Genomic DNA, 11,886 nt, shown 5'->3' with positions numbered 1-11,886 from the left:
GCGCGCCGGCGCCACCCTACCAGTGCCGGCTTATCAGACCCTTTCGAGCACCATCGCGATGCCCTGCCCCACGCCGATGCACATCGTCGCCAGCGCATAGCGCCCCTGGCGGCGATGCAGTTCGGCGATCGCGGTCTGCACCAGGCGCGCACCGCTCATGCCCAAGGGATGGCCGAGCGCGATGGCACCGCCATTCGGGTTCACATGCGCCGCGTCATCCGGCAGGCCGAGGTCGCGCGTCACCGCCAGCGCCTGGGCGGCGAAGGCCTCGTTCAGCTCGATCACATCCATCTGCGCCAGGGTCAGCCCGGCCTTTTCCAGCACCCGGCGCGTCGCGGGCGCGGGGCCGAAGCCCATGATGCGCGGGGCGACGCCGGCGGTCGCCATCGCCACGACGCGGGCGCGCGGCGCCAGCCCGTGGCGCGCGGCGGCGGCGGCACTGGCGACCAGCATCGCGCAGGCGCCGTCGTTCACGCCGCTGGCATTGCCGGCGGTGACGCTGCCGCCCTCACGCCGGAAGGGCGTGCCGAGCTTGCCGAGGGCTTCCATGGTGGTGTCGGGGCGCGGGTGTTCGTCGCGGTCGACGATGATGGGGTCGCCCTTGCGGCGGGCGATGCTGACCGGGACGATTTCCTCGGCGAAAATCCCGGCGGCGATGGCGGCGCCGGCGCGCTGCTGCGAACGCCAGGCAAAGGCATCCTGGTCGGCGCGGTTGATGTTGAACTGCTGGGCGACGTTCTCCGCCGTCTCCGGCATCGAATCCACGCCATGGGCGGATTTCATCGCCGGGTTCACGAAGCGCCAGCCGATGGTGGTATCAAAAATCTCGGCCTGGCGGCTGAAGGCTTCCTGCGCCTTGCCCATCACGAACGGCGCGCGTGTCATGCTTTCGACGCCGCCGGCGATCATGAATTCGGTGTCCCCGGCCCTGATCGCGCGCGCGGCGATGCCGACCGCGTCCATGCCCGACCCGCACAGCCGGTTCACCGTGCTGCCGCCGATGCTGTCCGGCAGCCCGGCCAGCAGCAGCGACATGCGGGCGACGTTGCGATTGTCTTCACCCGCCTGGTTGGCGCAGCCGAAGATGACATCCTCGACCGCGGCCCAGTCCACGGCGGGATTGCGCGCCATCAGCGCACGCAGCGGGGTCGCACCCAGATCGTCCGGGCGGACCATGGCGAGGCTGCCGCCGAAGCGGCCGATGGGCGTGCGGACGGCGTCGCAGATGAAGGCGTCGGTCATGGCATTGGCGCTCCCTTATTCGCAGGCCGGGTTAAGCCCGATGCGGGGCGGCGCCAAGGGCCATGACGGTGAGGGCGGTGCCGTGAGAGGGACTTTGTCCCCCTCACACTCCCCCAACCAAGGGGCGGCGGCCCCTGGTTGGGGGAGGTGTGGAGGGGGCGAACAGCCCCCTCCACGGCGCATCCTCAACGCGCCAGGGCCAACCGCCCCGTCACCGCCCCGACGCAGCACACCAGCGCCACCGCCATGCCGTGCCAGACCAGGATCATCAGCGCCGCGTCCAGGTGGTGGAACAGCGACAGTCCGGCCGAGCACAGCGCCGCCGCGGCCAGCCCCGCCATCGCCGAGACCCGCCCCGGCCGCAGGCTGGCGCCATCCTTCAGCAGGTAGAGCAAGACCGCGAGCAGCGGCGTGCCGACGCCGAAGATGAAGCCAAGGCAGCTCCAGGACGTGCCGAGCACCAGGGCATCAGCCCCCATCCGCGCGAAATCGGCCAGGCACCCCCAGCCCATGCCCGCGACCCAGACCACCATCGCCGGCACCGGCAGCAGCGCCCAGGCCGTGGGGCGCCCCGGTTCGGCCAGCCTGGCCGCCGCGATGGCGGCCAGCACCCCGGTCGCGACCGAGGCCAGCCACTGGATCTGTTCGGCCGGCAGGTCCAGCCGCAGCGGCAGGTCGGGCCGCAAGCCGTGCCACAGCACAACCGCCGTCAGCAGCGCGATGGCAAAGGCCAGCCACAGCATCGCCCGCCTGCCCGCCACGACCGGCTTCACCGGCTTCGCATTGGCGGCAAGGCGGGCGATCAGGTCATCGGTGTTCATGGCTCGCCCCCCAAACGCTTGCGCAATGTCGCCATGGCGCGATGTGTCGCAACCTTCAGCGCGCCGATCGAAAGCCCGGACCGGGCCGCGGCCTCGGCCAGCGGCAGGTCCTCGATCTTGGCCAGGCGCAGCGCGGTGCGCTGGCTGGCCGGCAGGTCGGCGATGGCACGGCGCAGTTGCGTCGCGGCGGCGCGTTCCTCGGAATCGGTGGCCCGGCTGTCGGCCAGGTCGTCGGCGGCCTCGACCGCGACCTCGCGCCCGTTGCGGCGCAATTCGCGGCGGGCGACGTCGATCGCGCGCCGGTCGGCGATGGCCGCCAGCCAGGGGCGCAGCGGGCGCGCCGGATCCCAGGTGTGGCGCAGCGCGTGGATGGTCAGCAGCGCGTCCTGCACCGCATCCTCGATCGAGGCGGGTTCGCGCAGCCGCCGCCGGGCGACGCCGCGCAGATAGGGCGCGCAGGCCTTGAGCACGGCGTTGTAGGCCGTGCCGTCACCCGCCTGGGCCGCCACCATCCACACTTCCCAGGTGCCGACGTCATCCTGCATGGCGCGCACCCTAGCCCGCGCGGCGGGCCGGGACACCCCTGCCGTGCATGCGGCCGGGCCGTCGAATTGCAGGTCCCGCATCATCATCATGTTCGTGGCCACCGCGTTTGCCGGATAGCCATGTTTCGACCGGAAAAGGCGAAAGGTTACGGCGTAACCGCGACGGGGTTCCGGACGAAACACCTGCATCCGACCAGCCAGCCCAGATCGAGGAGCCCGCCATGACCGCCTCCCCCGCAGCACCGCGCGACTCCTGGCCGCCCTATCCCTGGCCGCGCCGCCTGTCCTGGTTCCCGGCGATCTGGATCGCCTGGGAATTGCTCTACTATGAACAGTTCAAGCTGACGGGGCATCCGGGCTCGGTGCACCTGTTCACCATCCTGGCCGATTGGCTCGGCACCCCCGGCGGCGAAAAGCCCTTCCGCCTCTTCGTCGCGATCATCGAGATCATCGCCTCGGTCCTGGTGCTGATCCCGCGGACCCGGTTGCCGGGGGCGCTCTTCTCGCTCGGCATCATGAGCGGGGCGATCTTCTTCCACGTGGTCAGCCCCCTGGGCATCGACCCGTATGAGGATGGCGGCGTGCTGTTCAAGGAAGCCTGCGTCACCTGGGCCGCGTCCCTGCTGATCATCTGGCTGCTGCGGGCCGAGATCCCGGTCTGGATCGACCGGGCCTGGTCGCTCGCGCCGATGCGCCGCCATGCGTGACGCGATCGGGGTCCCGCCGCCGCCGGGGCGTGATTCGCGGCTGGATGCGCTGCGCGGTGCCTTGCAGCTCATCATCTTCGCCTCGCACAGCCACGGCTCCTTCATCGGCGCCTGGCTGATCCCGGCGGCCTGGGGCCTGTCGGACAGCAGCCAGCAATTCGTCTTCCTGTCGGGCCTGGCCCTCGGCAGCGTCTTTGCCCGCAAGCGCTTGCGGACGGGTTTTTGGGCCGCGAGCCTGGATCTGCTGCGGCGCGCGGTGCGGCTGTGGCGGACGCATCTGGTGGTGTTTGGGCTCTTCGCGCTGATGGTGCTGGGCGTGGCGCTGGCGACCGGCGACCGGGGCGAGTTGATGCGCCAGGGCTTCGCCCATCTGATGGCATCGCCCTGGCGGGCCGCGGCCGGGGCGGCGGCGATGCTCTACCAGCCGGAATTCATGGGCATCCTGCCGGTCTTCGTCTGGTGCATGCTGCTGCTGCCCGGGTTCATGTGGCTGCTGGGGCGGGTCGGCGACGGGGCCTTGCTAGCGCCGGTCGGGCTTTGGGCGGGGGTGCAGGCCTGGGGCTGGGCGCCGCCGGCGCTGGGCGACAGCCACATCGCCTTCAACCCATTTGCCTGGCAGATCCTGTTCCTGGGCGGTGCCTGGCTCGGGCGGCGGATGTTGTTGGGCGGCGGGCCGCTCGCCAGCGGTGCCCCGCGCGTCGCGTCCTGGTTGACCTGGGGCAGCCTGGCGATGCTCGCGGCGGGCGTCGTGGTGATGCTACTGCACTATGGCGTCCTGGCCGGCGCGGCGCCCGACGACGGCATCTGGCGGGACAAGCGCAACCTGGGCCTGCCGACCCTGCTGCACAGCTTTGCCTGCGCCTGGCTGGCGGTGCGGCTGCTCCCGGCGGCCGGGGCCATGATCTGGAGCGCGGGCTGGAGCCGGCAGCTCGGCCGCATCGGGCGGCACAGCCTGACGGTGTTCTGCGTCGGGCTGTTCCTGGCCTATGGCGCCGCGACCGTGATCCGGCTGGCCGAGGGCGCCCGCGTGCCGACCGCGCCCTTCCTGCTCGACATCGGGCTGGTCGGGGGTGGTGTGGTGATGCTCTGGGCGCTGTCGCTGTGGCTGGACCGCCCCGCGCGCGTTGCGAAGCCGCCGGCCGCACGGCCGGCCGCCATCGGCGCCTGATGGCATGGGGATTGCTGCCTGCGGGGAGATCGACCGCGCATCAGGAAAGCAAGCCCCATGTCTGACCGCATTCCCGTCCTGTCCCGGCGCCTGGTCGCCCTTGGCGCGGCCTTGCTCGCGGGGCGCCGGGCGCTGGCGCAGCCGGCCCGCCCGGTCCGGCTGGTCGTGGGATTCGGCGCCGGCGGCATCAGCGACCTGGTGGCCCGCGTGGTGGCCGAGGCCGCCAGCGGCGCCCTGGGCCAACCCATCGTGATCGAGAACCGCACCGGCGCCGGGGGCAATATCGCGACGGAATTCGTTGCCCGCGCGGCGCCGGACGGCACCACTCTGCTGTTCGCCACGGTCGGCGCCCTGGTGGTGAACCCCATCCTGATCCCCACCACCAGTTTTGACGCGACCCGGGACTTCGTGACCATCGGGCCGTTGGCCAGCACGCCGCATGTGCTGGTGGTGCGGCCCAATACCCCGGCCACGGACCTGGCCGGTTTCCTGGCCCTGGCGCGGGCCGAACAGGGCAACATGACCTGGAGCACCGCGGGCGTCGGCACATCCCCCCACCAGACCATGCTGCTGACCCAGGCGATGACGGGTGCGCGCTTCACCCCGGTGCATTACCGGTCGGGTGCGGCCGGCGTGCAGGCGGTGCTGTCGGGTGAGGTCGCGGTGACCGCCGAGGCGACCGCCGTCGTCGCCGAACACGTCCGCGCCGGCACGCTGCGCGCACTGGCCGCCGCCAGCCCGGAGCGCCTGGCCCTGCTGCCGGATGTGCCGACCACGACGGAGCTGGGTTTTGCGGGGCTGACCAATGGCTCGGTCGCGGGGCTGATGGCGCCGCGCGGCACCCCGGCGCCGGTCCTGGCGCAGTTGGCGGCGGCCTTCAGCGCCGCCCTGGCCAGCCCCGCGTTGCAGGCCCGCCTGGCGCAGCAGGGCACGCTGCCGATGCCGGGCGATGCCGCCGCCTACGACGCCCTGCTGGCGTCGGAGCGCACGCGCTGGCGGCCGCTGCTGGAAAACCTGGGGTAGTCACCGCGCCCGCAGCACCAACAGCGCCGCACAGGACGCGAGCGACAGCCCGGCCGACAACCACAGCGCGCCGGTGCCGAAGCCGGCGATCAGCAGCCCGAACAGCAGCGGCGCCGTGGACTGCGCCAGCCGCGCCGGGATCGACAGCAGCCCCGTCCGCGCGCCGTAGCCGGCGGCGCCGAAGATCGCCAGCGGCAGCGTCCCCTTGGCGATGGTCAGCATGCCATTGCCCGCGCCATGCAACAGCGCGAACGCCGCCGCCCCCGGGGCGCCCAGCACGCCCAGGGCCAGCGCCCCGGCCGGATGGGTCAGGCAGGCGATGCGCGCCGCGACCAGCGGGTGGAAGCGCCGCATCAGCCCGAATTCGACCATGCGCGCGCCCACCTGCGCCGGGCCGATCAGGGCGGCAGCGGCGATGGCCGCGGTCGGCGTGGCACCGGCCGCCAGCAGCAGCCCGGGCAGATGCGCCCCGATCGCGCCGGCATTGAACGCGACCGCCGCGAAGACGAAGGCCAGCAGCGGCATCGCCCAGGCGGATGGCACGGCCGGTGCCGGCGCCGCCGCCGTGGCACCCGATCCGTCCTGGGCGGCCGGCGCGGGGGCAGGCTCGGCCGGCGCCTTTGGCAGCGACAGGTACAGCGGCAGGCAGATGACAATTTGCGCGACGGCCCAGCCGGCGCAGGCGCCGCGCCAGCCCCAGGCATCGGCCATCAGCGCGGTCGCGGGCCAGCCGATGGTACTGGCGAAGCCTGCGATCAGGGTGATGCCGGTGATCTTGCTGCGGGCGTCCTTGCCATACAGCCGCGCCAGCGTGGCGAAGGCGGGATCGTACAATCCCATCGCCATGCCCAGCCCCATCACCCCCCAGCCGAGCACCAGGCTGACCACCCCCTGCGCCATCGCCAGCAGCAGCAGCCCGGCCGCGAGCACCAGGCTCGACACCGCCAGCACGCCGCGCCCGCCGTGCCGGTCGATCGCGCGTCCGACCGGTGGCCCCGCCGCCGCCCCCAGCAGCAAGGCCCCGGAAAACGCCCCGAACACGACCGATGCCGATACCCCGAGGTCGCGCGCCATCGGCTCGGCCAGGATCGCCGGCAGGTAGTAGGAGGAGGCCCAGGCGAGAGTCTGCCCGGTGCCGAGCGCCAGGACGACGCGGGTCGCCGGAGACCCCCCCGTGGGCGGTGTCGTCATCGCCCTTGCCCCGCGCCCATCATCCGTGTGTCATCATCCCGTAAAGAGACTGCAACGAAGGCCGGGCATACGCACCCGTCCTCACGAACCGGGAGAATCCTAACCATGCTCCGTCGCATCCTTGCCGCCGGCGCGCTGGCAGCGGCAGCGCTCGTCGCGCCGCCCAGCCAGGCCCAAACGGCCGCCCCCACCGAAATCCAGTTCTGGCATGGCCTCACCCAACCGCTCGGCGGCATGCTTGAACAGATCGCCGCCGACTTCAACGCGAGCCAGCCGACCTATCGCGTCAACGCGACCTTCCGTGGGTCCTATCCGGAAACCATGGTCGCCGCGATCGCCGCCTTCCGCGCCGGCCAGGCGCCGCACATCGTGCAGATGTTCGAAGTCGGCACCGGCACCATGATGGCCGCCGGGCGCGCGGTGAAGCCGCTGCATGAACTGCTGGCCGAAACCGGCGTGCAGATCCCCTTCGATGACTTCCTGCCGGCGGTGCGTGGCTACTACAGCCTGCCCGATGGGCGGATGATGTCGATGCCGTTCAACAGCAGCACGGCCGTCGCCTTCTACAACAAGGACGCGTTTCGCCGCGCCGGGCTGAACCCCGACGTCTTCCCGCAGACCTGGGACGGCGTCGCCCAGGCCGCGACCGCGCTGAAGGCCGCCGGCGTCGCCTGCCCGATGACCACCGCCTGGCCGACCTGGCTGATGGTCGAACAGGTCAGCGCCATCGGCAACGTGCCGCTCGCGTCGCTGGCCAATGGGTTCGGCGGGCTGAATGCCACGCTTGAAATCAACAACCCGCTCATGCAGCGGCACTTGACCAACCTGATCAACTGGCAGCGTGACGGACTGTTCCGCTACGGCGGGCGCGATGCGGCGGCAGATGCGCTGTTCCCGTCGGGCGAATGCGCGATCATCTTCGCCTCCTCCGGCCTGCGGGCGCGCATCGTGCGCGAAGCGCAGTTCCAATGGGGCGTCGGCATGCTGCCCTTTTATGAAGGCACCGCGCCGATCAATTCGATCATCGGCGGTGCGTCCTTCTGGGCGCTGAACCGTGGCCCGAACGCGGTGCGCTCGGCGGCCGAAAACCGTGGCATCGCCGAATTCTACGCCTGGCTCGCGCGGCCGGAGGTGATCCGCAAGTGGCATGTCGAGACGGGCTTCCTGCCGGTGCGGCAGTCGGTGTTCCGCGCGCTGGAAGGCGAAGGCTACTACCGCCAGAACCCCGGCGCCGAAATCCCCATCGAGCAACTGCTGCGTGGCGGCGGCGTCACCACCGATGCCAGCCGCGGCATCCGCCTGGGCGGCTTCCCCGAGATCCGCAACATCATCCAGGAAGAGATGGAAAAGGCCTTCCAGGGCCAGCAGACCGCGGCGCAGGCGCTGGAAGCCGCGCAGACCCGTGGCAATGTGGTGCTGCGCAACTTCGAACGGCAGAACCGGCCTTCGTGATCCGACAACATGCGTAAGGTCGTCTTTTCCGGGACGGCCTTGCCGCTGGTCCTGCTCGCACCGCAACTGCTGATTACCGGCGTCTTCTTCTTCTGGCCGGCGGGCATGGCGGTGTGGCAGTCGCTGTTGCAGGAGGACGCCTTCGGGCTGTCCTCCGAATTCGTCGGGTTGCGCAATTTCTCCGAGGTCCTGGCCGATCCCTATTGGCGGGGCGCGGCCTGGAACACGGTGGTGTTTTCTTCCGCCGTCGCGGTGCTGTCGCTGTCCTCCGCGCTGTATCTCGCGGTCCAGGCGGACAAGCAGGTGCGTGGCGCGCAGGTGTTCCGCACCTTGCTGATCTGGCCCTACGCGGTGGCGCCGGCTGTTGCCGCGATCCTGTGGCTGTTCCTGTTCCATCCCAGCATCGGCTTGATCGGGCGCTGGCTGAACGGGATCGGCGTGCCCTGGGACTACAAGCTGAACGGCAACCAGGCGATGTTCCTGGTGATCATCGCCAGTGCGTGGAAACAGGTCGCCTACAACTTCATCTTCTTCCTGGCCGGGCTGCAATCCATCCCGAAATCGGTGCTGGAAGCCGCGGCCATCGACGGCGCCAAGCCGATGCGGCGCTTCTGGACCATCACCTTCCCGCTGCTGACGCCGACCGCGTTCTTCCTGCTGGTGGTGAACCTGACCTATGCCTTCTTCGACACCTTTGGCGTGATCCATGCGCTGACCCAGGGCGGGCCCGCGCGGGCGACGGAGACGCTGATCTACAAGGCCTATGCCGATGGGGTGCAGAATTTGAACCTGGGGTCGTCGGCGGCGCAGTCGGTGATCCTGATGGTCCTGGTGATCGCGCTGACCGCGTTCCAGTTCCGCTTCATCGAACGCCGCGTGCACTACTGATGCTGGATCGGTGGCGGCCCTATGCGATCCTGGCGCTCGGCGTGCTGGTCTTCGCGTTTCCGATCTGGATCACCGTCGTCGGCAGCACGCAGGATGCGGGCAGCCTGGGGCGGGGCGAGGTGCCGCTGTGGTTCGGCCCGCATGCCAGCGAAAACTTCGCGACCGCCTGGAACCAGGGCGGCGGGCGCATGCGCTCGGTTCCGGCATCGGTCATGCTGTGGAACAGCGCGGTGATGGCGATGCTGATCGCGGGCGGAAAGATCGCGGTGTCGCTGATCTCAGCCTATGCCGTGGTGTTCTTCCGCTTCCCGTTTCGCATGGCGGCGTTCTGGGCGATCTTCATCACGCTGATGCTGCCGGTGGAGGTGCGGATCATCCCGACCTTTCAGGTCATGGTTTCGCTCGACCTGACCAATTCCATGACGGGGCTGGTGCTGCCGTTGATCGCTTCCGCCACCGCGACCCTGCTGTTCCGCCAGTTCTTCCTGACCATCCCCGATGAGTTCGTCGAGGCAGCAAAGATCGACGGCGCCGGCCCGGTGCGGTTCTTCATCGATGTGGTTCTGCCGCTGTCACGCACCTCGATCGCTGCGCTCTTCGTGATCCTGTTCCTGTATGGCTGGAACCAGTATCTGTGGCCGTTGCTGATCATCAGCGACCGATCGCTGGAAACCATCGTCGTTGGCCTGTCGAAGATGATCGGCACCGGTGACAGCCAGAATGAATGGAACACCATCATGGCGACGGCGGTGCTGGCATTGGCGCCGCCGGTGATCGTGGTGGTGCTGATGCAGCGCTGGTTCGTGCGCGGCCTGACGGAAACCGAAAAATAGATGGCCACCCTCACCCTTACGGGCATCACCAAATCCTTCGCCGCCACGCAGGTGCTGCATGGCGTGGACCTGACCGTCGCCGAGGGCGAGATGGTCGTCATCGTCGGCGCCTCCGGCTGCGGCAAATCGACCCTTCTGCGCATCGTCGCGGGCCTGGAAACCGCGACCTCGGGGAAGGTGGAGATCGCCGGCCGCGATGTCTCCGCCCTGGAGCCCGCCGACCGCGATGTGGCCATGGTGTTCCAGACCTACGCGCTCTACCCGCATATGAGCGTGTTCCAGAACATGGCCTATGGACTGAAGATTCGCCGGATGCCCGCCGATGAGATCAAGCGCCGCGTCGGCGAGGCCGCGGAGATGCTGGGACTCTCCGCGCTGCTCGACCGCCGCCCCCGGCAACTCTCGGGCGGCCAGCGCCAGCGCGTCGCGATGGGCCGCGCCATCGTGCGCAAGCCGCTGCTGTTCCTCTTCGACGAACCGCTCTCCAACCTGGACGCCAAGCTACGCGTGCAGATGCGTGCGGAGATCCGGCGCCTGCAACAGCGCCTGGGCGTCACATCCCTGTTCGTGACGCATGACCAAGTGGAGGCGATGACCCTCGGCGACCGCCTCGTCGTCATGCACGAAGGCCGCGCCGCGCAGATCGCCCCGCCGATGGAGGTCTGGGGCCGTCCCGCCGATACCTATGTCGCGGGCTTCATCGGCAGCCCCGCGATGAATTTTCTACCCGCCGTGGTCGAAGGCGCTGGCGCACGGCTGGCGGCGGGGCCGCTGGTCGCCCTGCCCTTCCCCATTGCCCCCGGCCGTGCCCTGACCCTGGGCATCCGCCCCGAACATGTCCTGGTCGGCGCCGGCCCCGATGCCGTGGCCCTGGCGCCGGACCTCGTGGAACCCTTGGGGTCGGAAACCGTCATCCACGGCCGCCTGGTTGATGGCACGCCGCTGACCGTCAAAATCGCCGGTCCCGCGCCGCCGCCCGGGCCGCTCGCGGTCCGGGTGCCGACAGAATGGCTCCATGTCTTCGACGCGGGAACCGGGCTGCGGATCAGCCCGCCGTAATCCCCACCCGGCGCACCACGGCGCCCCAGCGGGCGGCGTCGTCGCGGATCACCTCGGCCAGTGCCTCGGGCGATTCGTCGGTGGCTTCGACACCCAGGGCGGCCAGGCGCTGGGCCAGTTCCGGGCGCTTCACCACCGCGCGGCTGGCGGCATTCACCCGCGCCAGGATTGCCGGATCGGTGCCGGGGGGCGCCACCAGCCCATGCCAGCCAACGGCGGTCAGCCCGGCAAAGCCCTGGCTCGCCAAAGTCGGGACTTGCGGCAGGGCGCCCGTCGGGGCCTGGGACGACACCGCCAGCCCGCGCAACCGGCCGTCGCGCACATGGTCGGTCACGGCGCCGATGTTGATCATCACGCCCTGCAGATGCCCGGCCAGCAGGTCGTTCACAGCCAGGGCGCCGCCGCGATAGGGCACATGGGTCCAGGTGGTTTCGCTGCTCTGCTGCGCCAGTTCGATCAGCAGATGCGCGAGGCTGCCGCTGCCCGGCGTGCCGACCGCGGGCGGTGCGCCACGCGCGGCGGCGATGAAGGACGCAAGATCGGCATGCGGGCTGTCGGCCTTCACCACCAGAATCTGCGGCACCAGCACCGTGCGGTGGATCGGCGCGAAGCCCAGCGGATCGAAGGGCAGGCGCGGCGTCAGCGCCCCCGTGATCGACAGCGTGTCGGACCCCGCCAGCCAAGTATAGCCATCCGGCCGCGCCCGCGCAGCGGCGTCATAGCCGATGTTGGACCCACCACCGGGCAGGTTTTCCACCTGCACCGGCTGGCCCAATGCCTCGGACAACGCACGGGCGGAATGGCGGGCGACGATGTCCTGGCTGCCGCCCGGTGCGACCGGGACGATCAGGCGGATGGGACGGTCGGGCCAGGCGGATTGCGCCAGGGCGGGGCGCGCGAGGGCTGCGGCACCCAGGCCAAGCAGGGCGCTACGACGGGAAAGAATCATCTCAGGCT

12 protein-coding genes are annotated in these 11,886 nt (G+C 70.4%); 7 read left to right on the top strand and 5 right to left on the bottom strand.

Annotation, left to right across the window (positions count from 1 at the left end; genetic code table 11):
* Nucleotides 1-33: 33 nt before the first annotated feature.
* The 3 genes from pcaF to ACQW02_RS11170 all read right to left on the bottom strand — a co-directional run bounded on the left by pcaF (nucleotide 34) and on the right by ACQW02_RS11170 (nucleotide 2,608).
* Complete coding sequence (gene pcaF / locus ACQW02_RS11180) at nucleotides 34-1,242, bottom strand: 3-oxoadipyl-CoA thiolase (RefSeq protein ID WP_431285320.1); 1,209 nt, start codon at nucleotides 1,240-1,242, stop codon at nucleotides 34-36.
* Nucleotides 1,243-1,427: 185 nt separating this feature from the next.
* Nucleotides 1,428-2,063 (bottom strand): NrsF family protein, encoded by a 636-nt coding sequence (locus tag ACQW02_RS11175; protein WP_431285319.1) that lies wholly within the window; start codon nucleotides 2,061-2,063, stop codon nucleotides 1,428-1,430.
* Nucleotides 2,060-2,608, bottom strand: coding sequence for a sigma-70 family RNA polymerase sigma factor (locus tag ACQW02_RS11170; protein ID WP_431285318.1), 549 nt, complete (start codon nucleotides 2,606-2,608; stop codon nucleotides 2,060-2,062). The genes ACQW02_RS11175 and ACQW02_RS11170 overlap by 4 nt, the downstream gene beginning before the upstream one ends.
* A 221-nt stretch (nucleotides 2,609-2,829) precedes the next feature.
* Here ACQW02_RS11170 and ACQW02_RS11165 point away from each other — a divergent pair, with 221 nt between their 5' ends.
* The 3 genes from ACQW02_RS11165 to ACQW02_RS11155 are packed head-to-tail and all read left to right on the top strand — an operon-like array spanning nucleotide 2,830 to nucleotide 5,506.
* A complete protein-coding gene (locus ACQW02_RS11165) occupies nucleotides 2,830-3,315 on the top strand; it encodes a hypothetical protein (RefSeq protein WP_431285317.1) in 486 nt (161 codons plus the stop codon).
* Nucleotides 3,308-4,483: an OpgC family protein gene (locus ACQW02_RS11160; RefSeq protein WP_431285316.1), complete on the top strand. Its 1,176-nt coding sequence runs from the start codon at nucleotides 3,308-3,310 to the stop codon at nucleotides 4,481-4,483. The genes ACQW02_RS11165 and ACQW02_RS11160 overlap by 8 nt, the downstream gene beginning before the upstream one ends.
* 57 nt (nucleotides 4,484-4,540) lie before the next feature.
* Nucleotides 4,541-5,506 (top strand): Bug family tripartite tricarboxylate transporter substrate binding protein, encoded by a 966-nt coding sequence (locus tag ACQW02_RS11155; protein WP_431285315.1) that lies wholly within the window; start codon nucleotides 4,541-4,543, stop codon nucleotides 5,504-5,506.
* Here ACQW02_RS11155 and ACQW02_RS11150 read toward each other — a convergent pair whose 3' ends face one another.
* The gene (locus tag ACQW02_RS11150; protein ID WP_431285314.1) at nucleotides 5,507-6,697 is read right to left on the bottom strand and encodes an MFS transporter; all 1,191 of its coding nucleotides are present in this window, start codon (nucleotides 6,695-6,697) and stop codon (nucleotides 5,507-5,509) included.
* A 105-nt stretch (nucleotides 6,698-6,802) separates the two neighbouring features.
* Between ACQW02_RS11150 and ugpB the strand changes: the two genes are divergently transcribed.
* Genes ugpB through ACQW02_RS11130 form a run of 4 tightly spaced genes read left to right on the top strand, consistent with a single transcriptional unit; the run spans nucleotide 6,803 to nucleotide 10,929 of the window.
* Nucleotides 6,803-8,149 carry a sn-glycerol-3-phosphate ABC transporter substrate-binding protein UgpB gene (gene ugpB, locus ACQW02_RS11145; protein WP_431285313.1) on the top strand — a complete coding sequence of 449 codons (1,347 nt, stop codon included), beginning with the start codon at nucleotides 6,803-6,805 and terminating at the stop codon, nucleotides 8,147-8,149.
* A gap of 9 nt (nucleotides 8,150-8,158) precedes the next feature.
* Nucleotides 8,159-9,037 carry a sn-glycerol-3-phosphate ABC transporter permease UgpA gene (gene ugpA / locus ACQW02_RS11140; protein WP_431285312.1) on the top strand — a complete coding sequence of 293 codons (879 nt, stop codon included), beginning with the start codon at nucleotides 8,159-8,161 and terminating at the stop codon, nucleotides 9,035-9,037.
* Nucleotides 9,037-9,870, top strand: coding sequence for a sn-glycerol-3-phosphate ABC transporter permease UgpE (ugpE, locus tag ACQW02_RS11135; RefSeq protein ID WP_431285311.1), 834 nt, complete (start codon nucleotides 9,037-9,039; stop codon nucleotides 9,868-9,870). The genes ugpA and ugpE overlap by 1 nt, the downstream gene beginning before the upstream one ends.
* Nucleotides 9,871-10,929 (top strand): ABC transporter ATP-binding protein, encoded by a 1,059-nt coding sequence (locus ACQW02_RS11130; protein ID WP_431285310.1) that lies wholly within the window; start codon nucleotides 9,871-9,873, stop codon nucleotides 10,927-10,929.
* Here the strand turns inward: ACQW02_RS11130 and ACQW02_RS11125 are convergent.
* Nucleotides 10,916-11,878 (bottom strand): Bug family tripartite tricarboxylate transporter substrate binding protein, encoded by a 963-nt coding sequence (locus ACQW02_RS11125; RefSeq protein ID WP_431285309.1) that lies wholly within the window; start codon nucleotides 11,876-11,878, stop codon nucleotides 10,916-10,918. The two genes, ACQW02_RS11130 and ACQW02_RS11125, sit on opposite strands and share 14 nt — an antisense overlap.
* Nucleotides 11,879-11,886: the final 8 nt, after the last annotated feature.

The organism is Humitalea sp. 24SJ18S-53, assembly GCF_050632385.1.
Lineage (GTDB): Bacteria > Pseudomonadota > Alphaproteobacteria > Acetobacterales > Acetobacteraceae > Humitalea.
Note: the sequence above shows the minus strand (reverse complement) of the source record. Positions and strands in the feature narration are given on the sequence as shown.

Excerpts from the sequence above, each read along its gene's own strand:
- pcaF (WP_431285320.1), bottom strand. The coding sequence starts at position 1,242 with ATGACCGACGCCTTCATCTGCGACGCCGTCCGCACGCCCATCGGCCGC.
- ACQW02_RS11175 (WP_431285319.1), bottom strand. The coding sequence starts at position 2,063 with ATGAACACCGATGACCTGATCGCCCGCCTTGCCGCCAATGCGAAGCCG.
- ACQW02_RS11170 (WP_431285318.1), bottom strand. The coding sequence starts at position 2,608 with ATGCAGGATGACGTCGGCACCTGGGAAGTGTGGATGGTGGCGGCCCAG.
- ACQW02_RS11165 (WP_431285317.1), top strand. The coding sequence starts at position 2,830 with ATGACCGCCTCCCCCGCAGCACCGCGCGACTCCTGGCCGCCCTATCCC.
- ACQW02_RS11160 (WP_431285316.1), top strand. The coding sequence starts at position 3,308 with ATGCGTGACGCGATCGGGGTCCCGCCGCCGCCGGGGCGTGATTCGCGG.
- ACQW02_RS11155 (WP_431285315.1), top strand. The coding sequence starts at position 4,541 with ATGTCTGACCGCATTCCCGTCCTGTCCCGGCGCCTGGTCGCCCTTGGC.
- ACQW02_RS11150 (WP_431285314.1), bottom strand. The coding sequence starts at position 6,697 with ATGACGACACCGCCCACGGGGGGGTCTCCGGCGACCCGCGTCGTCCTG.
- ugpB (WP_431285313.1), top strand. The coding sequence starts at position 6,803 with ATGCTCCGTCGCATCCTTGCCGCCGGCGCGCTGGCAGCGGCAGCGCTC.
- ugpA (WP_431285312.1), top strand. The coding sequence starts at position 8,159 with ATGCGTAAGGTCGTCTTTTCCGGGACGGCCTTGCCGCTGGTCCTGCTC.
- ugpE (WP_431285311.1), top strand. The coding sequence starts at position 9,037 with ATGCTGGATCGGTGGCGGCCCTATGCGATCCTGGCGCTCGGCGTGCTG.
- ACQW02_RS11130 (WP_431285310.1), top strand. The coding sequence starts at position 9,871 with ATGGCCACCCTCACCCTTACGGGCATCACCAAATCCTTCGCCGCCACG.
- ACQW02_RS11125 (WP_431285309.1), bottom strand. The coding sequence starts at position 11,878 with ATGATTCTTTCCCGTCGTAGCGCCCTGCTTGGCCTGGGTGCCGCAGCC.